The sequence below is a fragment of the Streptomyces sp. NPDC007164 genome (assembly GCF_040634135.1).
GTDB lineage: Bacteria > Actinomycetota > Actinomycetes > Streptomycetales > Streptomycetaceae > Streptomyces > Streptomyces sanglieri.
Genome location: NZ_JBEYFB010000002.1, coordinates 246,266 through 267,262 on the forward strand (window position 1 = coordinate 246,266; position 20,997 = coordinate 267,262).

Genomic DNA, 20,997 nt, shown 5'->3' on the forward strand with positions numbered 1-20,997 from the left:
GCTGCGTACGTACCGCTACGCGGCCCTGCGGCCACGTCCCGCCGCCGCTCCGCCGCGGCCGGCACCGGAGCGCCCGGCACCCGCGCCGCGCGGCTCGCCGTTGCCACGGCCGCCGCCCGCACCCGCGCTGCGCGCGGAGCCGCCCGTGCCCGCGCCGCGCGAGGCGCCGCCCGCGGAGCGGGTCTCGCCACCGCCCTGTCCGGCACCACCGCGCCGGCCACGGCCCCGGCTGCCCGAGCGGAAGCCGGTGCCGCCCGCCGAGGTCCCGCCCGAGCGCGTGCGCTGCTTCGGCGGGGTCGGCTGCGGGACCTCGACGACGATCGCGATGCCCGACGGTTCGCGGGCCCCGGTGATCCGGCTGAGCTCCTCGTCGCTGGACTTGATCCGGGTGGTCTGCGGGGCGATGCCCGCGTCGGCCATCAGCCGGGTCATGTCCCGCTTCTCCTCGGGCAGCACCAGCGTGACGACGCTGCCGGACTCACCGGCGCGCGCCGTGCGCCCGCCCCGGTGGAGGTAGTCCTTGTGGTCGGTCGGCGGGTCCACGTTGACGACCAGGTCCAGGTCGTCGACGTGGATGCCGCGGGCCGCCACGTTGGTCGCGACGAGTGCGGTGACCTGGCCGTTCTTGAACTGGTCCAGGGTCCGGTTGCGCTGCGGCTGCGAGCGCCCGCCGTGCAGGGCGGCGGCCCGTACACCGCTGGCGAGCAGCCGCTTGGCGAACCGGTCGGCGGCGCGCTTGGTGTCCACGAACATGATCACCCGGCCCTCACGGGCGGCGATCTTCGTGGCGACGGCCTTCTTGTCGGTCTCGTCGATCACATGGAGCACGTGGTGCTCCATGGTGGTGACGGCGCCGGCCGACGGGTCGACGGAGTGCACGACCGGGTCGGTCAGGAACATCTTGACCAGCCGGTCGATGTTCTTGTCGAGCGTCGCGGAGAACAGCATCCGCTGGCCGTCCGGCTCGACCTGCTTGAGCAGGGCGACGACCTGCGGCATGAAGCCCATGTCGGCCATCTGGTCGGCCTCGTCGAGGACGGTGATGGCGACCTGGTCGAGACGGCAGTCGCCGCGCTCGATGAGGTCCTTCAGCCGTCCCGGCGTGGCGACGAGCACCTCGGCGCCCCGGCGCAGCGTGCCGGACTGCTTGGTGATCGACATGCCGCCGACGACGGTGGCCAGGCGCAGGTTCACGGACGTCGCGTACGGCGTCAGCGCGTCGGTGACCTGCTGGGCCAGCTCGCGGGTCGGGACCAGGACGAGTGCCAGCGGGGCCTTCGGCTCGGCGCGCCGGCCGGCGGTGCGGGCCAGCAGGGCGAGGCCGAACGCGAGGGTCTTGCCGGAGCCGGTGCGGCCGCGGCCGAGGATGTCCCGGCCGGCGAGCGAGTTCGGCAGGGTGGCGCCCTGGATCGGGAAGGGTTCGGTCACGCCCTGCGCGGCAAGGGTCTTCAGCAGGGCTGCAGGCATGTCCAGCTCGGCGAACGCCGCTACGGCGGGCAGTGCGGGGGTCATGGTTTCGGGCAGGGCGAATTCACCCTGCGGCGGCGTGGCCCTGCGACGGGGCGACGCCTTGCCGGATCCCTTGCCGGAACCCTTAGCGGTTGCCTTTGCCGGGGCCGTGCCGCGCCCCCTCGACGGGCGGTTGCGGGCGGGTCGGTCCTGGCGTTCGGAGCGGGTCATACGGAATTGCCCTCCTGGGGGATTCCTGAGGAGTCCTGGGGATTCCTGAGAACTGCGTGGGACTGCGGGGAACTGCACGGGGCTGCCGGGAGGGCGCCGTGGGCGGGCGCGCCTGTTTCCGGCATGTCCCGGGGACAGCACAAACCGGGACCCGCACCTTCACGGTGCGGGCCCCGGTTGCGAGGTACGCGTCCGGCGATTAGGCCGGGACGATGTTCTCCGCCTGCGGGCCCTTCTGGCCCTGCGTGACGTCGAAGGAGACCTTCTGGCCCTCCTGGAGCTCACGGAAGCCCGAGGTGGCGATGTTGGAGTAGTGGGCGAAGACGTCGGCGCCGCCGCCGTCCTGCTCGATGAAGCCGAAGCCCTTTTCCGAGTTGAACCACTTCACGGTTCCAGTAGCCATGTCATTCTCCTAAAAGAGGTGCAGTGCCGGAAATCCGCACTTTACGAATTTCAAGTCGCCGCATTGAGCCCCATCCGGAGAAAGCCGGAAAACAATAATGCGCCTGAGGAAGCATTCCCGTCAGGCGCACATAAAGTTCATGGGTACCAAAACTGCAACTCGGCAACCGTAGCACGTTCCGTCGGCGAGCGGTGGGAACACGCCGCGCGGCCGGTCGGCGGATTCGGGTCCGGCCCTTGCGGGAACTGGCCGGGCGGGGCCGGAAAAGCCGCCGGAATCCTTGGCGCGACCGGTGTCGCGGCGGCCCGGCGGCCGGGTCCGGCCCGGGTCCGCGGTCAGAGCCGTTCGATGATCGTCACGTTCGCCTGGCCGCCGCCCTCGCACATGGTCTGGAGGCCGTAGCGGCCGCCAGTGCGCTCCAGTTCGTGCAGCAGGGTCGTCATCAATTTCGCGCCGGTTGCGCCGAGCGGGTGACCGAGGGCGATCCCGCCGCCGTTGACGTTGACCCGGTCGGGGTCGGCCCCGGTCTCCTTCAGCCAGGCCAGGACGACGGGGGCGAATGCCTCGTTGATCTCGACCAGGTCCATGTCGTCGATGGTCATTCCGGCTTTCTTGAGCGCGTACGCGGTGGCCGGGACCGGTGCCGACAGCATGCGGATCGGGTCTTCGCCGCGCACCGAGAGGTGGTGGACGCGGGCGCGCGGGGTGAGGCCGTGCTCGGCGACGGCCCGCTCGGAGGCGATGAGCAGGGCGGCGGCGCCGTCGGAGATCTGCGAGGAGCACGCGGCGGTGATGGTGCCGCCGTCCAGGACCGGCTTCAGCCCCGCCATCTTCTCCAGGGTGGTGTCGCGGCGCGGCCCCTCGTCGGTGGTGACGCCCGCGAGGGCGACGGTCTCGCGGGCGAAGCGCCCCTCGTCGATGGCGCGGATCGCGCGCCGGTGGGAACGGAGCGCGAACTCCTCCATGTCCCGGCGGCTGATGTCCCATTTCTCGGCGATCAGCTGGGCGCCGTGGAACTGGTTGACCGGGGCGTCGCCGTACCGGGCGCGCCAGCCCTCGCTGCCCGCGTACGGGCCCTCGGTCAGCCCGAGGGGTTCGGCCGCCTGCCGGGAGGCGAAGGCGATGGGGATCTGTGTCATGGACTGGGCGCCGCCCGCGACCACCAGGTCCTGGGTGCCGGAGAGGACGCCCTGGGCGGCGAAGTGCAGGGCCTGCTGGGAGGAGCCGCACTGGCGGTCGACGGTCACGCCGGGGACCTCCTCGGGCAGTCCGGCCGCCAGCCAGCAGGTGCGGGCGATGTCGCCGGCCTGGGGTCCGACGGTGTCGAGGCAGCCGAAGACCACGTCCTCGACGGCCGCCGGGTCGATCCCGGTCCGCTCCACGAGGGCCTTCAGGACATGGGCGCCGAGGTCGGCGGGGTGGACGGCGCCGAGGCCGCCCCCGCGCCGGCCGACCGGGGTGCGTACCGCTTCGACTATGTATGCCTCGGCCATGACTGCTGCTCCTTGGTGAGCGCGGGTGGGGTCAGGTGTCGAGGGCGATGCCGTCCAGGACCATCGAGAGGTACTGGCGGGCGATCTCCTCGGGGCTGTGCAGTCCGCCCGGCCGGTACCAGGACGCCGCGACCCAGACCGTGTCGCGGACGAAGCGGTAGGTCAGGCGGATGTCCAGGTCGGCGCGGAAGCTGTGGTCGGCGACGCCGCGTTCCAGGGTGCCGAGCCAGGCCTTCTCGAATTTCTGCTGGGAGTCGGCGAGGTACTGGAAGCGCGGCTGGTCGGCCAGATGCCTGGCCTCCTTCTGGTAGATGGCGACGGCGGCCCGGTGCCGGTCGATCTCCCGGAAGGACTCGGTGACGAGCGCCTCGATGGTCTGCCTGGGGGCCAGTCCGGCGGCGAGGACCGTGTCGTACCCCTCCCAGAGTTCGGTGAGGAAGGTCGAGAGGATCTCGTCGAGCATCGATTCCTTGGAATCGAAGTGGTAGTAGAGGCTGCCCGCGAGCATCCCGGCCGCGTCCGCGATCTTGCGGACGGTGGTGGCGTTGTATCCCTGGGCGGCGAAGACCTCGGCGGCGGTGGCGAGCAGTTCGCGGCGCCGCTCGGGCGAGGGGGTCACCTGGGGCTTCTTCTTGGTAGGCACCCGGCCATTCTCCGCCCGGCGGCCGCTGCCGGGGGTGTCCCGTGCCGTCGCACGGTCAGGCCCGCTGACTGCTGACGGAGACGACCTCGCCGGTCAGGTACGAGGAGTAGTCGCTGGCGAGGAAGACGATCACGTTGGCGACCTCCCACGGCTCGGCGTACCGGCCGAAGGCCTCCTTCGCGGTCAGTTCGTCCAGGAGTCCGGCGGAGGTGACCTTCACCAGGTGCGGGTGCATGGCGAGGCTGGGCGCGACGGCGTTGACGCGTACGCCGTACTCGGCGGCCTCGATCGCGGCACACCGGGTGAGCGCCATGACGCCGGCCTTCGCGGCGGCGTAGTGCGCCTGGCCGCTCTGGGCGCGCCAGCCGACGACGGAGGCGTTGTTGACGACGATGCCGCCGCGGCCCGCCGCCTTGAGGGAGCGCAGGGCGGCGCGGGTGCAGCGGAAGGTGCCGTTCAGGGTGACGTCGAGGACCTTGGTCCACTGTTCGTCGGTCATTTCGGTGAGTTCGGCGGTGCCGCCGAGGCCGGCGTTGTTGACGACGATGTCGAGCCCGTCGTGGGTCCGTTCGGCGAGTTCGAACAGGGCCCGGACCTGGGTCTCGTCGGTGACGTCGCAGGGCAGTGCGGCGACGCGGTCGGCGCCGAACTCCTCGGCGAACGCCTGCTCGGTCTCCTTCAGCCGGCGGGCGTGCGCGTCGCCGATGACGACGCGGGCGCCCTCCTCCAGGAATCTGCGGGCGGTGGCGCCGCCGATCCCGGCGCCCGCGGCGGCGGTGACGACGGCGGTGCGGCCGGCCAGCAGCCCGTGCCCGGATACGTACTGCGGTGCGCTCACGCCCGTACCTCCTCGGTCCCGGTCCTTCGGGTCCTCGACGGTGCTCGTGCCGGTACGTTAACCTACCAAACACTTGTTAGGGAAGGATGAGCCGATGCCCTCTGCCCACGCCCCCTCCGCCGCCGGCCACCGGGACGGCCCGGTGCTCTACGAGCGCCGCGGCCCGGTCGCGTACCTCACGCTGAACCGCCCGCGCTACCGCAACGCCCAGAACTCGGCCATGACCTACGCCCTGGACGACGCGTTCTACCGGGCCGCCGAGGACTCCGAGGTCAAGGTGGCCGTGCTGGCGGGCGCCGGGGAGCACTTCTCGGCGGGCCATGACATCGGCACGCCGGAGCGCGACGCGCATCTGCCCTTCGAGCGCCGGGCGGGCCTGTGGTGGGACCACTCCGACAAGACCGGCGCGGAGAGCCGCTTCGCCCGCGAGTCGGAGGTCTATCTGGGCATGTGCAGGCGGTGGCGCGAGCTGCCGAAGCCGGTCGTCGCCTCCGTGCAGGGCGCCTGTGTGGCCGGCGGGCTGATGCTCGCCTGGGTCTGCGACCTGATCGTGGCGAGCGAGGACGCCTTCTTCGCCGATCCGGTGGTGCGGATGGGCATCCCCGGTGTCGAGTACTTCGCCCATCCCTGGGTGATGCCGCCCCGGATCGCGAAGGAGTTCCTGTACACCGGCGACCGGATGAGCGCCCGCCGGGCGTACGAGGTCGGCATGGTGAACAAGGTGGTGGAGCGGGAGGAACTGGCGGACGCCACCGATGAGCTGGCGCTGCGGATCGCCGCGATGCCCCGGCTCGGGCTGGCGCTCACCAAGCGCGCGGTCAACCAGGCCGAGGACCTCCAGGGGATGCACACCGGGATGGACTCCGTCTTCGGGCTCCACCACCTCGCCCACGCGCACAACGCGGAGACGGCGGCGGATCCGCTGGGCGGCATGGACATCGCCTCGATGAAGAAGCAGGCGGACGGCTGATGGATCTGTCGGGCACGGAGCAGGAGGCGGCGTTCCGGGACGAGGCGCGCCGGTGGCTGCGGGCCAATGTGCCGGCCGCCCCGCTGCCGTCGCTGGAGACCGCCGAGGGCTTCGCCGCGCACCGGGAGTGGGAGGCGCGGCTGTACGCGGACCGCTGGTCGGTGGTCTCCTGGCCGGCCGAGTACGGCGGCCGGGACGTCGACATCTTCCGGTGGCTGGTCTTCGAGGAGGAGTACTACGCGGCGGGCGGCCCCGGCCGGGTCTCGCAGAACGGCATCAACCTCCTCGCTCCGACCCTCTTCGACCACGCCACGGACGAGCAGCGGGCGCGGGTCCTGCCGTCGATGGCGAGCGGCGAGGTGATCTGGGCGCAGGCCTGGTCCGAGCCGGAGTCGGGCTCGGACCTGGCGTCGCTGCGTTCGCGGGCGGTGCGCACGGACGGCGGCTGGCTGCTCTCGGGGCAGAAGACCTGGTCGTCCCGGGCCGCCTTCGCGGACCGGGCGTTCGGCATCTTCCGTACGGATCCCGGGGCGGCCAGGCCGCACCACGGGCTGACGTATCTGATGTTCGACCTGTCGGCGCCGGGGGTCTCGGTGCGGCCCATCGGGCGGCTCGACGGCAAGCCGGCCTTCGCCGAGCTGTTCCTGGACGAGGTGTTCGTACCGGACGAGGACGTCATCGGGGAGCCCGGCCAGGGCTGGCGTATCGCCATGTCGACAACGGGCAATGAGCGGGGGCTGACGCTCCGCTCCCCCGGCCGTTTCCTGGCCGCCGCCGACCGGCTGGCCGTGCTGTGGCGCACCCATGGCGACCCCTCGGACACCGCGACGCGGGACCGGGTGGCGGACGCGGTGATCGGGGCGCGCGCGTATCAGCTCTTCACCGCCGCCAACGCCTCGCGCTTCGCCGCCGGGTCGGTCATCGGCGCGGAGTCCAGCCTGAACAAGGTGTTCTGGTCCGAGTACGACATCGCGCTGCACGAGACCGCGCTCGATCTGCTGGGCCCGGACGCGGAACTCGCCACGTCCGACTGGGCCGAGGGTTACGTCTTCTCCCTCGCGGGCCCCATCTACGCCGGCACGAACGAGATCCAGCGCGACATCATCGCCGAGCGGCTGCTCGGCCTGCCGAAGGGACGGCGCTGATGCGTTTCCTCCTGGACGACGAGCAGCGGGAGTTCGCCCGTTCGCTGGACGCGATGCTGGCCGCCGCGGACACCCCTTCGGTGGTACGGGCCTGGGCCGCCGGGGACCACGGTCCCGGCACGGCTCTGTGGGCGCGGCTGGCGGAGGCGGGGGTCTTCGCACTCGCGGTGCCGGAGGCGTACGGGGGTGTCGGCCCGTTGCCGGTCGAACTCGCGGTCGCTTTCACCGAGTTGGGGCGTCATGCGGTGCCGGGGCCGGTGGTGGAGACGGTCGCGGCCGCGGTGCTGCTGGCGGACGTGGGTGGTCCGGCGGCCGAGGAGTGGCTGCCCCGGCTGGCGTCGGGCGCGGCGTCGGCGACGCTCCGGACGGACGGGCACGGGCCGTACGCGCTGGACGCGGACGCGGTGGACGCGGTGTTCACGGTGACCGGTGACGAGCTGCGGCTCGCACCGGGGCCGGGGGTGCTCAGCGTGTCGGCCGACCCGGCGCGGCGGCTGTGGCGCCCCGCGCCGGGCGGGGAGCTGCTCGCCTCGGGGCCCCGGGTGGCCGGGGCGGCGGTACGGGCGGCCGGGTGGGCGGCGTTCGTGACAGCGGCGCAGGCGCTCGGCACCGGCGAGACGCTGCTGCGGACCACGGTCGAGTACGTGAGGCAGCGCACCCAGTTCGGTACGGCCATCGGCTCGTTCCAGGCGGTGAAGCACCGGCTGGCGGACACCCTGATCGGGCTGGAGTTCGCCCGTCCGCTGCTGTACGGGGCGGCGCTGGCGCTCGCCGGGGACGCGCCGGACGCCGGTGCGCGGGTGGCGGCGGCCAAAGTGGCGGCGGGCGAGGCGGGGTATGCGGCGGCCCGGGCGGCGCTGCAGTTGCACGGTGCGGTGGGGTACACGCAGGAGCTGGATCTGGCGCTGTGGCTGCGGAAGGCGCGGCCGCTGCGGGACGCGTGGGGGACGCCGGGGGCGTGCCGGGCGCGGGTACTGGCCGACGGGCCGGCCGCATCCGCCGCCCGGCGGCCCGGGCAACCGGGGCCGCCCGGGTCGCCGGGCGGGCCCTCAGGTGGTCTCGCTCAGTGAGCCGTCGTCGTTGCCCCTTCGGAAGACGCGCAGCGGGTGACCGGGGCGCCAGCTCCGGACGACCATGGTGTCGCCGCCTTCGATCCCGGTGTGCACCACCTCGGTCAGCTCCACACGGAAGAGGTGGAAGGGTTCCGGCGGCTTCACCTCCTCGATGAAGCGGGCCAGCACCGCGGGGTCGGTCGTCACCACCGCACGGCCGGAGATCCGGACGTCGCCGTCGGCCATCTCGGCGTCCGGGCCGGGGTTGGCCTGCACCGCGAACCGCGGGTCGCGCAGCAGGTCCAGCGCCTTGCGCGAGTCCGGCATCATGCCGAGCCACACTTCGCCGAAGCGGAAGTCCACCTCCAGCCCGGTCACCCGCGGCGATCCGTCCTTGCGCAAGGTGGCCAGGACGTGGTGCTTGTACAGCTGGAAGCGGTTGCGGACGGTTTCGGCGAAAGCCGGCTCCGCCGACCGGAAGTCTTCCCAGGAGCTCGATGTCATACGTCCATGGAACCCCGGAAACCCGACATCTCCTGTCCTGATTTCCCGGCCCGCGCCGACTCGTCCGCCCTTCGGCCCAGCCGGCTCAGCCGGCCGACAGGGTGACCAGCAGCGCCCACCCGTGGGTCCGCACCACCCCCGCCGCCGCGTCCCGCGTCAACAACGCGTCGTAGCGGTCGAGTTCGGTCTCCGAGCCGTCGAGCACCGCACCGTCCTCCAGCGCGACGGCGAGCACCGCCCCGCCCGGGGGTGCCGACAGCCGGACCGTGCCGCGCACCACCGCGACGGCCGCGCTCGTCCTCCCCCTGCGGCACATCACGTTGAGGTTGACGACCGGGCCGCCGAGCAGTGTGCCGTCGGTCGCCGGGTCACCGGGGAAGTCGTGCGGCCAGTACGGCTCGTCGACGATGTGGTGCTCACCGTCCACCATGAGGTCCAGGCCGGCGCCCTCGACGACCGTCAGGATGCGGTCGACGCCGGGGAAGGCGGAGAACGGCCCGTCCTCGGTCACCTCGGCGAGGCTGACCCGCCAGTCGAAGGCGTCCATCGGCGCGCCCTCGGGGTACGCCGCGATCTCCCGGGTGACTCCCCCGCCGTTCTTCCAGGGGGTGGCCGTACGGCCGGCCGCCCGCAGCACCCGGGCCGTCACTTGACGATCCCCCGGGCCCTGGCCGAGGCCAGCCACTGCGGGTATTCGGCGACGATCCGGTCGTACAGTTCGGCGTCCGGGACCCGGCGCGGGTCGGGTCCGGCGTGGAAGAACCCGGCGTTGTCCACGGCGCGCTTGGCGGGCACGGCCAGTTCGTCGAGCTTGCGCAGGAAGTCGAACTGGTTGCTCCGCTTGTCGCCGAAGCCGATGAACTGCCAGAACAGGGGGAGTTTCGCCGCCTTGCAGAGATATCGTTCCGCCGCGTGCTTGCTGATGGGGCCGCCGTCGGTCTGGAAGACGACGAGCGCGGGCGCGGTGGAGCCGCTGTCGAGGTAGTGGTCGATGACGGCGTCCATGGCCAGGTGGTAGCTGGTCTTCCCCATGTGCCCGAGGCCGGCCACGATCGCGTCGACCCGGCCGCGGTGGTTGTCCAGCGCGATGTCGGTGACGGCGTCGACCTCCGTGGAGAACAGCACGAGGGGGACGCGGCCGTCGTCGTCCAGATGGGCCGAGAGCCCCAGCACCCGGTCGGCCAGGGCCTGGACGCTGCCGTCCTTGTAGTACTCCCGCATGGAGCCGGAGTAGTCGAGCACCAGATAGACCGCGGCGCGCTCGCCGCTCATGCGGTGCTTCGTCAACGAGACCGCGGCGCTCCGGTAGAGGCCGGCCAGCGCGGGCGCGCTCTCCTCGATCTTGCGGAGGCTGATAGCCGGACCTGTTGCGGCGGCGGGCGAGCCGGCCATGCGGTGTCTCCGATCCTCGGTGTGCCGGGACCTTCGAGCGTAGGCCACCCGGACATGCCCCGGCCGGGCGGTGTTCGCTATGTTGATCTGCCGCCGTCCCCACCGGCCGCTCGTGTCCGCCCACCCGTGAAGGAGCCTGCCGTGGAGGCCGCGGTCACCACCTGTTATCGCCATCCGTCCTACGAGACGTATGTCAGCTGCACCCGCTGCGAACGCTTCATCTGCCCCGACTGCATGCGTGAGGCCGCCGTCGGCCACCACTGCGTGGAGTGTGTGAAGGAGGGGCAGCGCTCGGTCCGGCAGGCGCGGACCGTGTTCGGCGGCGCGGTGTCGCGAACCGCGGTGCCGGTCGTCACGTATGTGCTGATCGGGCTCAACATCGCCGCGTACCTGGGCGAGTTGATCCGCCCGGGGATCATCGGCCGGTTCGAGATGCTCGGTGCCGGGCTGAACGGACCGGACGGCGCCCAGTACGTCTACGAGGCCGGGGACTTCCCCGGCTTCGATGTGATCGGGGTGGTGGGCGGCGAGTGGTACCGGCTGCTGACCGGGGCCTTCCTGCATCTGCCGCCGAGCGGCTCGTCCCTCGGTTCGCTGCCGTTCGGGGTGCTGCACATCCTGTTCAACATGTACGCGCTGTGGAACCTGGGCCGGGTCGTGGAGGAGCAGCTGGGCCGGGCCCGCTATCTCGCGCTGTATCTGCTGTCCGCGCTGGGCGGTTCGGTCCTGGTCCATCTGATCGCGCCGTTCACCGGCACGGTGGGCGCCTCGGGTGCGATCTTCGGGCTCGGGGCGGCGTTCTACGTCATCAACCGGCGGCTGGGCCGCGACATGCGAGCGGTCAACCGGTTCATGGCCGGCTTCCTGATCTGGATGCTGATCTCGGCCGGATTCGCCTCGTGGCAGGGCCACTTGGGCGGGCTCCTGACGGGTGGCATCGTCACGCTCGCGTACGCCTACGCCCCGGCGAACCGCCGTACGGCGGTCCAGGCCGCCGCGTGTGTGGTGCTGTTCGCCGTGCTGGTGCTGCTGGTGGTGCTCAAGAACTCCGCGCTGACGGGCTGAGCCGGGGCCGGTGATGATCCGCCGGGCGCCCTAGAGCGGCTCGCCCGGCGCCAGCCGGTGCACTCCGGGCAGGTGGGCGTCCAGCTCGCCGGGGGCGAACCGGGTCATGCCCACCACGTGCCAGAACTCACCTGCGGCGTCCCCGTCGTACTTGTATCCGCCCGCCGGGGTCAGCGTCGCCCAGCCGCCGGGCAGCCCGATGAGCGTGGCCGTGGGCACCGGAACCGAGCCGTCCGGCGGCAGGTCCCACAGCCGTACGGTGCCGTCCGCGCCCGCACCGGCCAGGGTGCGGCCGTCCGGGCTGAACACGAGCGAGAGGATCCGTCCGGTGGGGCCGGTGAGTACCGCGATCCGTTCGCCCGTCTCCGCGTGCCACAGGCCGACCGTGCGGTCGTCGCCCGCCGTGGCGAGCAGCGGCCGTACGGGATGGGCGGCGACGGTCCAGAGCTTGCCCGTGTGACCGGTCAGCCGCAGCGCCGGGGCGCCGTCCCGCCAGACGGCCGCCAGGCCGTCCCAGCCCGCGGTGGCCAGCCAGTCGCCGCCGCCGCCGAAGGCCACCCCGTACACGCGGTCGGTGTGCTCGCGCAGCTCCGTCAGGAGTTCGCCGGTGTCGGCCCGCCACAGACGTACGGCTCCGTCGTCGCAGCCGGTGGCGAGGGTGGGCGGGCCGCCGGAGCCGAAGGCGATGGACCTGACCCTGCCCCGGTGTTCGGACAGGGTGACGACGGGTGCCCCGGTGGAGCGGTACCAGAGGCGGACGGTGTCGTCGTCGTTCGCGGTGGCGATCAGGGTGCCGTCGGCGCTGAACGCGCCGGCCCAGATGTGCTCGGTCTCGGCGTCCAGTTCACGCAGATGCGCCCCGCCCACGGCGCTGCGCAGCTGGATGTCGCCGTCGTTGCTGACGGTGGCGAGGATGTCCTCGGCAGGGCTGAAGAAGGCGGAGACGAGATGGTTGCTGCGGCCCGTCAGTTCGTCGGCGCACTGTCCCGTCCGGGTCTCCCACAGCCGTACGGCGCCGTCGTTGCCGGTGGCCGCGAGCAGTGAGCTGTCGGCGCTGAACGAGAGCCCGGTGACCCGGCGGCCGTGGCCGCGCAGGATGCGGCGGCCCTGCCCGGTGTCGGCGTCCCAGATCTGGGCGCCGCCGTCGTTGCCGACGGTCAGGAGCCTGCGGTCGCCGGGGCGGAAGGCGCAGGCCCAGGCGGAGCCCCGGTGTGCGGTGGGCTGCCGGTCGTGGAGGGTGACGGTGCGGCCCGTGCGGGCTTGGCCCGACACCTTCCACAGCCGGACCTTGCCGTCGCTGTCGCAGGAGCCGAGCAGCTGTCCGGTGGGGTCGAACAGCACCACATAGACCGCGCCCGTGCAGCGTTCCATGACGCCCGCGGGCGTACCGACGACCGGGTCCCAGAGCCGGACCTGCCCGTCGGTGTCGCCGGTGGCGAGCAGGTTTCCCCCGGGGTGGAAGTCGAGGGCGTAGACGCGCCCGGTGTGGCCGGTGAAGGTGTGCAGCAGCCGGGCGTCGTCGGCCCGCCATATCCGTACCGTGCCGCCGTGCGGGCCGCCCTGGTCGGCGGTGGCCAGCAGTGTGCCGTCGGGGCTGAACCTCGCCCGGTACACGGTGCCTTGATGGCCCGTCAGCTCTCCCGCGCAGGCCCCGTCGGAGAGGTTCCAGCGCCGGACGCGGCCGGCCGCGTCCCCGGTGATCAGGGTGTCCCCGCCGGGTGCGAAGACGGCCGTGTAGACGGGGGCGGTGTGTCCGGGCAGCCGGTGCACCGGCTGCCCGGTGGCCACGGACCAGACCGTGACCATGCCCTCGCGGTCACCGGTGGCGAGCAGGGTGCCGTCCCGGTCGAGCACGACCGGCCACACCCCGCCCGGATGCACCTCCAGCCGGTGGCGGCAGGCCCCGGAGACCGGGTCCCACAGGCGTACGGTGCCGTCGGAGCAGCCGGTCGCGACGGTGTCCCCGGCGATCTTCACCGCGTACACCCGGCCCGAGTGCCCCTGGAGCGTGCGCAGGGCCATGCCGGTCTCCGCGTCGCAGATCAGTACGCCGCCGTCCTCGCTGCCGACCGCGAGGAGCTCTCCGTCGGGGCTGAAGGCGATGGGTTCCGGGAGCCTGCTGGTCCGGGTGTCGAAGCCGTAGGGCACGCCGACCGCGGACGGGCGGTAGCCGGCTTCGACGGGCATGCCGGGGGCGATGGCCGCGACCCGCAGTTCGGGGGCCGTCCGTACGGCGTCGTCCCAGACCGGGGCGATCAGCGCGGCCCGGTTCCAGCGGCTCCCGGCGAGTTCCGCGCCGGTGAGGTCGGCGCGGGTGAGCCTGCTGCCGGTGAGGTCGGCGCCCGTGAGGTCCGCGCCGCGGAGGGCGGCGTGGTCGAGCCTGGCCCCGGCGAGGGTGGCGTCGCGGAGCACGGCGCCGGACAGGTCCGTCCCGGTGAGCCGGGCGTCGGTCAGGACGGCTCCGGACAGGTCGGCCCCCGAGAAGTCCCGGTAGGACAGGTCCTCACCGGCCAGCCTGGCCCCGCGCAGGTCGGCTCCGGCCGGAACCCGGAGCCGGTCGCCGACGCGCAGGGCGTTGCCGCGGGCCGCCTCGCTCACGGCGGGGCCGTCCGGGGCGAGCGTGTCGCGGACCCAGCCGGCGCAGGTCTCGTGGTCGGCGAGGTCGCAGAGGAATTCGATGGCGAGACGGCTGAACGGGCGGGCGGCGAGCAGCCTGTCGTCGCCCTGGCCCAGCCGGTTCGCGGCCTCCCTGGCGACCAGCCATTCGAGTACGGAGCCGTGGATGAACTGGAACACGCCGTCGTCGCTGCGGACCAGCAGGCTGCCGGCGCCGACCGCCTGGGCCTGCTCGTCGGAGGAGAGGGCCGCGGTCGGGAGTGCCGGGCCGGTGAGTCCGCCGAGAGCGGCGGCCACGGTCTCGGCCAGTTCGTCCAGGCGCAGTGCGGTCCGGCCGGACTCCCACAGGTGCAGGGCGAGCGCGGTGACGGCGGACCACAGGGCGGCGGCGCCGAGGCCGGGGGCCGCGCCGGCTCCGCCCTGGCCGCGCCGTTCTTCGTGGTCGATCCAGGAGGTGAAGACGTCTTCGTAGAGCCGGGCGGGGCTGAGCGCGTGGCCCGCTCCGGCGACGGCCCGCAGCCGGTCCTGACTGAGCAGCGAGGCGAAGGAGAGCAGTCGCGGGTTGCCGCACAGCGCGAGCAGGTCCGGGATGTTGCACAGCAGTTGGAAGCGCTGTTCGGCGGTCTCCTCGTCGCCGAAGACCCGGACGAGGTAGGAGCGCACCTGGTCGGGGGTGAATCCCTGGACGGCGAGAATCCGGCGCTGGGGCAGCAGTCCGACGCGTTCGCCGAGGGCGGTGAGGATCTGGTCGTGGGACTTGAAGTGCTGGGTGCGGCTGCTGACGACGATCTTCGCCCGGTCCACCGCCGCGTCGAGGAGGACCTGCAGGTGGTCGGCGGCGCGGTGGTAGCTGACCCGGTTGACGAGTTCGTCGAAGCCGTCGAAGAGCAGGACGACACGGCCCTGGGCGAGCATGTAGCGCAGTGCCCGCAGGTCGATGGTGTCGACGCCGTGGCCCGCGAGGTGGGCGGCGACCAGGCCTTCGAGGCTGTGGGCACGGTCGAGGGCGTTGAGCGGGATGAGCAGCGGGACGAGGTGGGGAAGCTGTTCGGGGATGCGCCGGGCGAGTTCGCGCAGGGCGAAGGTCTTGCCGTGGCCGAAGTCGCCGAGGAGCAGCAGGAACCGTCCCTGGTCGCTCTCCAGGAGGTCGATGAGATCCTCGACGAGTCCGTGGTGTTCGGTGTTCTCGGACCGGTCGGCGTCGCGGTAGCGCTGGGGCAGGTAGCGGGCGGGCGGGTACTGATCGCTGCTGTTCAGCCGGGCGGTCTGGGCGGCGACGTATTCGCGCAGGTCCAGCAGTCCCTGGAATTCGATGAAGCTGCGCAGCCGGATGCGGACGGGCCGGGAGGCCGCGCGCTCGCGCAGTGCCGGGTCCGGGGCGTCGCCCGCGTAGACGACCATGGCGTCGGTGGCCGGTCCGGCGGCGTGCGCCCGGGCGACGAAGCGGTCGAGTTCGGGTTCGGTGGGGGTGGTGGGGTGGACGGCGATGCGCTGCTGGCGCACCACTCCGTCCTCCTGCCAGGTGGCCATGATCTGGGCCATGTCGGCGGGGTCGCGGCGGGGGATGTCGCGCAGGAGTACGCCGTCCCTGCGGGCCCGGCAGATCTCCTTGACTCGGTCGGTGAGCGAGTCGCCGGAGGCGTCGGCGGCCGGCTGGTCGAAGTCGGGGGCCGTCGGGGCGGTGGCGGCCGGGTCGCCGGCCGGGAAGACCCGGCCGGTGCCGCGCCATGTTCCGGGAATCCGGACGGGGTCCGTGGCGGTGGTGCGGCCGTCCCAGCGGGTGACGCCGTCCGCGGCGATCTGCAGGAGCTGGAAGCCGGCGGGGGCGGCCGCGCCGAACACGGGCAGTTCGCCGGAGCCCGCCGTGACGGTGTGGTGGCCCGGTTCGGCGTCGGTGGTGCGGGGGCCTCCGGTGGGGCCGTGCAGCAGCAGGTTGAGCCGGGGGCCGGCCAGCCGGGCAAGGGCGTCCGCGTCGCGCAGCGCGCCGGGGCCGCCGGCGGCGTCGGCGCGGTGGCGGGCGGCGGTGAGCGGGTGGCGCAGGGCCCCGAGGCGCAGCCAGCCCTGCTCCTCGTAGCCGCGCAGCGCGTCGGCGAACCAGGCGGCCTGGTCCCGGCCGACGGCGCCGTACTGATCGTCGGGGCGGTGGCTGAAGGCCATGGAGGAGTTGAACCCGGCGACCACCGTGTTGAGTTCGGGCACCGGGTACAGGGTCCAGGGCTGGTCGCTGTCGAACACGACGTCCAGGCCGTGGTACAGACTGCGGAAGAGCCGGGTGTAGTGGCGCCATTTGGGCCAGTACGGGGGCTGCGGTGCGACCTCGTCCGCCTCGCAGCTGTGGAAGTAGCCGCGGCAGGCAGCCTGGTTCACGTCCTGGGCGCCGGGGACCACCATCACTCGTTGCGGCGGCAGGTCGAGTTGTGAGCGGATCGCGGTGAGGAAGCTGAGCGCCTGGTCGCATTCGCGGGGGCTGCCGGAGGAGGTGAGGTCGCCGGTGACGACCAGCAGATCGGGGGCGGGTGCTCCGGCGTCCCGGAGTTCGACGATGTCGCCGCGGATCTGCCGGCTGAGGGTGTCGGGTTCCCTGCCGCGTCCGAAGTCGGGGCCGGCGAGGTGCAGGACGGTGACCGTCTCGCGGGCCGCGGCCGCCGCCGCGGCGGGCGGGAATCCGGGGGCGCGGGCGGGCCTGCGGCGGCCCGACCGGCCGGAGGTGCGGGCGGCGAGGGGGTTCGGGCCGGGGGGATACGGGTCCGGGCCGGTGGCGGGTCCGCCGGGCCCCGAGCCGGGGTATCCGGGGCGGCGGGCCGGCCTGGCGTGCCCGTCCATGGCCTGTCCCACCCGGGTCAGCAGCAGGGAACGGGCGGTGTCGGCATCGGCGACCCCGACCAGATCCACGTAGGTGATGGTGGCCAGGAGCCCCTCGATCGGGATGTCGTCGACCCGTACGGTCAGCAGCCGGCGTTCCGGGTCCTCGGGGGCGGCGCGCAGCGCGGCCTGCCATTCCATGCGGCCGTAGGTCGAGCGTTCGTAGTGGCGGGAGAGGACGGCGATGACGGCGGCGGACTCGCTGACCCCGCGGTCCATGTAGTCGATGAAATTGGTTCCGGGGACGAAGTCCCAGGCCTGTACGACGGTGCGGTACCCGGCGGATTCCAGCGACCACGCTATCCAGGCGGCCCACTGTTCGTCGGCCGGGGAGTAGCTGATGAAGAAATCGAACTCACTTGCCGATAAACCCAGCTCACCGTCTGCCACCATGGGTCCATGGTAGGAGATCTCCCCTTGCGGCGTCTGCGTGACGGGCAGTCCGAAGGCGCCGGTGCACGGTCCGTCGTGCGGCGGCTGCATCCACTGGACTGGCTCGCGGGCGGGCTGCTCGTGCTGGGAGTGGCGGCGGTGGCGACCGGGCTGCTGCCCGCCGATCCGGCGGCCGAGCAGATGCGGCGCATCGGTCCGCTGCTGGTGTTTCTCGCCACCGTGATCGTGATGGCCGAACTGGCGGGCCGGGCGCAGGTCTTCGATGTGGTGGCGTCCTGGGTGGCGCGGGCCGGCCGGGGCCGGTATCCGCTGCTCTTCGGGCTCTGTGTGGTCTTCGCCTCACTCACCACCATCACCCTGAACCTGGACACCACCGCGGTCCTGCTCACTCCGGTGATGCTGGCGCTGGCGGCACGGGTGGGCATCGCGGCGGTGCCGCTGGCGATGACGACGGTGTGGCTGGCGAACACCGCGAGCCTGCTGCTGCCGGTGTCGAACCTGACCAATCTGCTGGCGGCGGACCGGGTGGCGCTGTCGCCGTCCGGTCTGGCGGCGGTGATGTGGCTGCCCCAGCTGGTCTCGGTCGGGGTGACGTCGCTGTGTCTGTGGATCTTCTACTGGCGGCGCGGCCGGCGGGGCGCGGACCGGTACGTCCCGCCCGCGGTGCCCGCGCCGGACGATCCGGTGCTGCTGCGGATCTGCTCGGTGGCGTGCGGTGGATTCCTGCTGGCGATCCTGGTCGTGGACGTACCGCTGTGGTCGGCCTCGCTGGTCGCGATGCTGGTGGTGGTGGCGGCCTTCGCGGTGCGGCGGCGGGAGGAGGTACGGCTGTCGTTGGTCCCGTGGCGGCTGCTGGTGCTGGTCCCCGGCATGTTCCTGGTGGTGGAGACGGTCAGCGCGCACGGTCTGCACGATCTGCTGGGACGGGCGCTGGGATCGGACGACGGTCTCGTGGGCATGCTGCGGTCGGCCGGCGTGGGCGCGGGGCTGTCCAATGTGCTGAACAACCTTCCGGCCTACGTGGCGGGCGAGGCGGTCATCCCGGTGGCCAACCACGACCAGTTGCTCGCGCTGCTGGTCGGGGTCAACGCGGGGCCCGTCATCACCCCGTGGGCGTCGCTGGCGACCCTGCTGTGGTTCGAGCGGTGCCGGTGGCACGGGACCCGGATCCGCACCGGGCGCTTCGTGCTGACCGGTCTGGTGCTGTCGGTGACGGGGACGCTCGCCACCACCTGCGCGCTGGCGCTGGTCCTCTGAGGCCTCATCCGGGCGGGTCCGGACGGGCCGCCGAATCCACCTGTGCGAGCAGGTAGTCGAGCGCGTCGGCACGAGCGGCGACAAAGCTGTGTCCGTCGCCCCGTCCGGTGTCCTCGGGCCGGAACACCTCGCCGCGCAGCGTCCGCAGGTGCACCCCCGACTCGGCGGCGAGCAGCGCCCCGGCGGGCAGGTCGAGGCCCTCGGCACGGTATCCGACGAATCCGTCGATGGTGCCCCGGGCCAGCATGCTCCAGCCCAGCAGCGGGGCCCACAGCTGGAGCACCCGGCGGCAGCCCAGCTCCAGGTGCCGGCGGAGTCCGGTGGCGACGGCGTCGGCCCGGCCCACCCCGTACCCCTGGGTCCAGGCGATGACCGGTCCGGTCGCGGGCAGGGTTCCGTCCGGGCCGGTGAGCGGGCCGGACTCACCGTGCGCGCCCCGGCCGGAGACCGCGTGCCAGGTGCGGCGGGTGAGCGGTTCGTGGATCACGCCGAGCACGGGCGCTCCGGCCACGCACAGTGCGATGCCGACGACGTACGCCGGCAGGCCGATGGCCACGTTGTTGGTGCCGTCCAGCGGATCGACCAGCCAGGTGCGGCGGCTGCCGCCGTCGAGCAGTCCGGCTTCCTCCGACAGGATCCGGTCGTGCGGGAAGTGCCGCCGCAGTCTGCCGAGCACCACCTCCTCGGCCGCGAGGTCCAGGGAGGTCACGACGTCCCCGGACGCGCTCTTCGTACGGACCGTCATGGGCGCCCGGAAGTGCTCCCGGAGCACGGTCCCGGCCGCTTCGGCCGCGGCCACCGCCACCGTCCGTTCGTGCTCGTACGGGCTCGCGGGGTCCGGGTCAGGCGCTGATGCGGCCATCGATCCTCCTGAGTGCCGTACGGACCAGCTCCGTCGTCTGCTTCTCGTCGCACAGTCCGCGGGTCATGGTGCGCGCGGGGCCGTCGAGGGGACCGAGCGACAGGTCCGCGCCGCCGGGCACCGAACGGCCCAGCACCAGCGTGGCCGCCGGGGCCGGGTCCGCGACGGAGGTGGCGTGGAACTCCCCCGCGGTGAGCGTGTACGTCTCCCCGCGGCCGCTGATGTGCGCACGCCCCGGTTCGCCGCGGACCAGCTCGGTGGTGGGCACGATCTCGTCGACGCCGCCGGGACCGCTGCGCACCTCGAATATCCGGTGGGTGGGCCGGGCGGTGGCCGCGCTGACCCGCACCGGAACGTTGGCGACCCTGCCGTACAGGACGTGGCTGCGCAGCTCCCAGCTGTGGGCGTGCCATGCCGCGGTGTCCGGTTCCGCGCCGTAGCCCGGATCGAAGAGGTGGACGCAGATTCCCCGCGGTCCGTCGCGCAGCACCGGCAGACAGAGGAAGCCCAGCGGATGGCGGACGGCACGCAGTACGCGAACGCCGGTGGCGACGTCGGTGAGCGCGTCGACCGTGTGGCCGCGGGCGTCGGCGGGGCTCCGGCCGCCGTCCACGAGGGCCCGTTCCAGCTCGTCGTAGTCCATGGGATCGCGCCGGCGGCGCCTCACCTCCGGTAGGGGTCCTCCGCGTGCAGTGCCTTGACGATGATTTCGCCGATGTCGCTGTCGGTGAACGTACGGGGCAGGGGCAGATCCAGTGCCTCGAAGAGACCGCGGGTCTCGTCGACCGTGGGTTCCTCGCTCAGTGGCGCGTCGGTGCGGATCGGGATCGCGACGGCCTGTTCCCGGCTCTGGTGGAGTTCGGTGACGTAGTAGTCGTAGAGCGGCTGTCGTCGTTCCACCAGGAGGTTCACCCGCGATGTGTCGTCCTGGGTGACGATCAGGCAGGACTCGGACAGGTCGAAGCGGAGCGTGGGCACGGCGGCGGAGAGGTGCACCGAGATGTCCAGGGTGGTGAGTCTGCCCTGGTACCAGCAGGCGGCCAGGACCGTCGCGTACGACTCCTTGCGGACCCTGTCGGTCGTCCAGTGTCCGGGGTGCCCGGTGAGGGTCCGGCCGGCGAACATCTGCCGGAACCTGGCGTACGCCTGGCAGATCCGTTCGTCGGCCGGGTTGATGATGTCGATCTTCATCGTGAGCTGGGAGCGCTGCTCCCTGGCGGTGGCGACGCACTGGGGCAGGGTGACGGCCCGCAGGTAGGTTCCGGTACCGCCCTTGAAGTACCAGAGGTTGGTGTGCTGCCGGGCGGTGCGCAGCGCCTCGGCGACCTCGTTGCCCGCGAGGGAGCGCACCATGGTGAGGTCCTCCAGCGCGCGGCGGGTGCCGGCCATCGCGTCCTGGATCGCGGCCGGCTGGCGCAGCCGTTCCACTATCGAGCCGAGTGCCAGAGCACCGAGGACCACCAACGTGGCGCCGGACGACACGTCGCTGGAGATCACGTCGCCGAAGATGTCCAGGAAACCGATGGTCAGCGCGACGCTCGCGGCGATGACGACGTCGATGTTCTTCAGGATCCAGGCGACGGACTGCTCCAGGCGCCGTCCGCGCGCAGTCATGGGCATGCTCCTCCCCCGTGGAATGCCCTCCAGATCGTAGGAGAACGGGGCGGTGGGCCGCCAGGGGGTATGAGGGGCTCACGGCCGCGGCCCGTGAGCCCCCTCCCCCACGGACCGGCCCCGGTCGGTCGCGAGCTGCCTCCCTCACGGACCGGCCCCGGACGCGCCACGGCGCCTGCCGAATCGTCCGGTCGGGGACGGGCAGGCG

17 protein-coding genes are annotated in these 20,997 nt (G+C 72.7%); 5 read left to right on the forward strand and 12 right to left on the reverse strand.

Annotated elements, in window-relative coordinates; all coding sequences use genetic code 11:
* Window positions 1–15: 15 nt before the first annotated feature.
* The 5 genes from ABZ622_RS05625 to ABZ622_RS05645 all read right to left on the reverse strand — a co-directional run bounded on the left by ABZ622_RS05625 (window position 16) and on the right by ABZ622_RS05645 (window position 5,057).
* Window positions 16–1,680 (reverse strand): DEAD/DEAH box helicase, encoded by a 1,665-nt coding sequence (locus ABZ622_RS05625; protein ID WP_360540682.1) that lies wholly within the window; start codon window positions 1,678–1,680, stop codon window positions 16–18.
* A gap of 199 nt (window positions 1,681–1,879) precedes the next feature.
* Complete coding sequence (locus tag ABZ622_RS05630; RefSeq protein WP_003969786.1) at window positions 1,880–2,083, reverse strand: cold-shock protein; 204 nt, start codon at window positions 2,081–2,083, stop codon at window positions 1,880–1,882.
* Between the two features lie 335 nt (window positions 2,084–2,418).
* A complete protein-coding gene (locus tag ABZ622_RS05635; RefSeq protein ID WP_360540684.1) occupies window positions 2,419–3,576 on the reverse strand; it encodes an acetyl-CoA C-acetyltransferase in 1,158 nt (385 codons plus the stop codon).
* 31 nt (window positions 3,577–3,607) lie between these two features.
* Window positions 3,608–4,219: a TetR/AcrR family transcriptional regulator gene (locus ABZ622_RS05640; RefSeq protein ID WP_360540686.1), complete on the reverse strand. Its 612-nt coding sequence runs from the start codon at window positions 4,217–4,219 to the stop codon at window positions 3,608–3,610.
* Window positions 4,220–4,274: 55 nt separating this feature from the next.
* Entirely contained in the window at window positions 4,275–5,057 is a 783-nt protein-coding gene (locus ABZ622_RS05645; RefSeq protein ID WP_360540688.1) for an SDR family oxidoreductase, read from the reverse strand.
* A 94-nt stretch (window positions 5,058–5,151) separates the two neighbouring features.
* Between ABZ622_RS05645 and ABZ622_RS05650 the strand changes: the two genes are divergently transcribed.
* Genes ABZ622_RS05650 through ABZ622_RS05660 form a run of 3 tightly spaced genes read left to right on the forward strand, consistent with a single transcriptional unit; the run spans window position 5,152 to window position 8,242 of the window.
* Window positions 5,152–6,027: an enoyl-CoA hydratase gene (locus ABZ622_RS05650; RefSeq protein WP_360540690.1), complete on the forward strand. Its 876-nt coding sequence runs from the start codon at window positions 5,152–5,154 to the stop codon at window positions 6,025–6,027.
* Window positions 6,027–7,172: an acyl-CoA dehydrogenase family protein gene (locus ABZ622_RS05655; protein ID WP_360540692.1), complete on the forward strand. Its 1,146-nt coding sequence runs from the start codon at window positions 6,027–6,029 to the stop codon at window positions 7,170–7,172. Before ABZ622_RS05650 ends, ABZ622_RS05655 begins: the two co-directional genes overlap by 1 nt.
* Window positions 7,172–8,242 carry an acyl-CoA dehydrogenase family protein gene (locus ABZ622_RS05660; RefSeq protein WP_360540694.1) on the forward strand — a complete coding sequence of 357 codons (1,071 nt, stop codon included), beginning with the start codon at window positions 7,172–7,174 and terminating at the stop codon, window positions 8,240–8,242. Before ABZ622_RS05655 ends, ABZ622_RS05660 begins: the two co-directional genes overlap by 1 nt.
* Here the strand turns inward: ABZ622_RS05660 and ABZ622_RS05665 are convergent.
* The 3 genes from ABZ622_RS05665 to ABZ622_RS05675 form a co-directional block, all read right to left on the reverse strand.
* On the reverse strand, window positions 8,222–8,728 hold the full coding sequence (locus ABZ622_RS05665) for a pyridoxamine 5'-phosphate oxidase family protein (RefSeq protein ID WP_360540696.1): 507 nt from the start codon (window positions 8,726–8,728) through the stop codon (window positions 8,222–8,224). The genes ABZ622_RS05660 and ABZ622_RS05665 overlap by 21 nt on opposite strands.
* A gap of 85 nt (window positions 8,729–8,813) precedes the next feature.
* The gene (locus ABZ622_RS05670) at window positions 8,814–9,377 is read right to left on the reverse strand and encodes a HutD family protein (RefSeq protein WP_360540698.1); all 564 of its coding nucleotides are present in this window, start codon (window positions 9,375–9,377) and stop codon (window positions 8,814–8,816) included.
* Window positions 9,374–10,120 (reverse strand): VWA domain-containing protein, encoded by a 747-nt coding sequence (locus ABZ622_RS05675; RefSeq protein WP_360540700.1) that lies wholly within the window; start codon window positions 10,118–10,120, stop codon window positions 9,374–9,376. Before ABZ622_RS05675 ends, ABZ622_RS05670 begins: the two co-directional genes overlap by 4 nt.
* 141 nt (window positions 10,121–10,261) lie before the next feature.
* Between ABZ622_RS05675 and ABZ622_RS05680 the strand changes: the two genes are divergently transcribed.
* Complete coding sequence (locus ABZ622_RS05680; RefSeq protein WP_360540702.1) at window positions 10,262–11,185, forward strand: rhomboid family intramembrane serine protease; 924 nt, start codon at window positions 10,262–10,264, stop codon at window positions 11,183–11,185.
* Between the two features lie 30 nt (window positions 11,186–11,215).
* On the opposite strand, the gene ABZ622_RS05685 is transcribed toward ABZ622_RS05680, so the two are convergent.
* Window positions 11,216–17,056, reverse strand: a complete 5,841-nt coding sequence (locus tag ABZ622_RS05685; RefSeq protein WP_360540704.1) for a TIR domain-containing protein — start codon at window positions 17,054–17,056, stop codon at window positions 11,216–11,218.
* A 93-nt stretch (window positions 17,057–17,149) separates the two neighbouring features.
* Here ABZ622_RS05685 and ABZ622_RS05690 point away from each other — a divergent pair, with 93 nt between their 5' ends.
* Entirely contained in the window at window positions 17,150–18,313 is a 1,164-nt protein-coding gene (locus ABZ622_RS05690; RefSeq protein ID WP_360541023.1) for an SLC13 family permease, read from the forward strand.
* A 4-nt stretch (window positions 18,314–18,317) separates the two neighbouring features.
* Here the strand turns inward: ABZ622_RS05690 and ABZ622_RS05695 are convergent, their stop codons facing one another.
* From ABZ622_RS05695 to ABZ622_RS05705, 3 genes are read right to left on the reverse strand one after another with little or no spacing between them, the layout of a single operon-like run.
* Window positions 18,318–19,175: an inositol monophosphatase family protein gene (locus tag ABZ622_RS05695; protein ID WP_360540706.1), complete on the reverse strand. Its 858-nt coding sequence runs from the start codon at window positions 19,173–19,175 to the stop codon at window positions 18,318–18,320.
* Window positions 19,156–19,818, reverse strand: a complete 663-nt coding sequence (locus tag ABZ622_RS05700; RefSeq protein ID WP_360540708.1) for a hypothetical protein — start codon at window positions 19,816–19,818, stop codon at window positions 19,156–19,158. The genes ABZ622_RS05695 and ABZ622_RS05700 overlap by 20 nt, the downstream gene beginning before the upstream one ends.
* 20 nt (window positions 19,819–19,838) lie before the next feature.
* Complete coding sequence (locus tag ABZ622_RS05705; RefSeq protein ID WP_360540710.1) at window positions 19,839–20,789, reverse strand: hypothetical protein; 951 nt, start codon at window positions 20,787–20,789, stop codon at window positions 19,839–19,841.
* Between the last annotated feature and the right edge of the window lie 208 nt (window positions 20,790–20,997).

Bases quoted from the DNA above. Each gene is read 5' to 3' on its own strand.
- ABZ622_RS05700 (WP_360540708.1), bottom strand. From the start codon at position 19,818: ATGGACTACGACGAGCTGGAACGGGCCCTCGTGGACGGCGGCCGGAGC.
- ABZ622_RS05630 (WP_003969786.1), bottom strand. From the start codon at position 2,083: ATGGCTACTGGAACCGTGAAGTGGTTCAACTCGGAAAAGGGCTTCGGC.
- ABZ622_RS05655 (WP_360540692.1), top strand. From the start codon at position 6,027: ATGGATCTGTCGGGCACGGAGCAGGAGGCGGCGTTCCGGGACGAGGCG.
- ABZ622_RS05685 (WP_360540704.1), bottom strand. From the start codon at position 17,056: ATGGTGGCAGACGGTGAGCTGGGTTTATCGGCAAGTGAGTTCGATTTC.
- ABZ622_RS05695 (WP_360540706.1), bottom strand. From the start codon at position 19,175: ATGGCCGCATCAGCGCCTGACCCGGACCCCGCGAGCCCGTACGAGCAC.
- ABZ622_RS05625 (WP_360540682.1), bottom strand. From the start codon at position 1,680: ATGACCCGCTCCGAACGCCAGGACCGACCCGCCCGCAACCGCCCGTCG.
- ABZ622_RS05635 (WP_360540684.1), bottom strand. From the start codon at position 3,576: ATGGCCGAGGCATACATAGTCGAAGCGGTACGCACCCCGGTCGGCCGG.
- ABZ622_RS05660 (WP_360540694.1), top strand. From the start codon at position 7,172: ATGCGTTTCCTCCTGGACGACGAGCAGCGGGAGTTCGCCCGTTCGCTG.
- ABZ622_RS05705 (WP_360540710.1), bottom strand. From the start codon at position 20,789: ATGACTGCGCGCGGACGGCGCCTGGAGCAGTCCGTCGCCTGGATCCTG.
- ABZ622_RS05665 (WP_360540696.1), bottom strand. From the start codon at position 8,728: ATGACATCGAGCTCCTGGGAAGACTTCCGGTCGGCGGAGCCGGCTTTC.
- ABZ622_RS05675 (WP_360540700.1), bottom strand. From the start codon at position 10,120: ATGGCCGGCTCGCCCGCCGCCGCAACAGGTCCGGCTATCAGCCTCCGC.
- ABZ622_RS05650 (WP_360540690.1), top strand. From the start codon at position 5,152: ATGCCCTCTGCCCACGCCCCCTCCGCCGCCGGCCACCGGGACGGCCCG.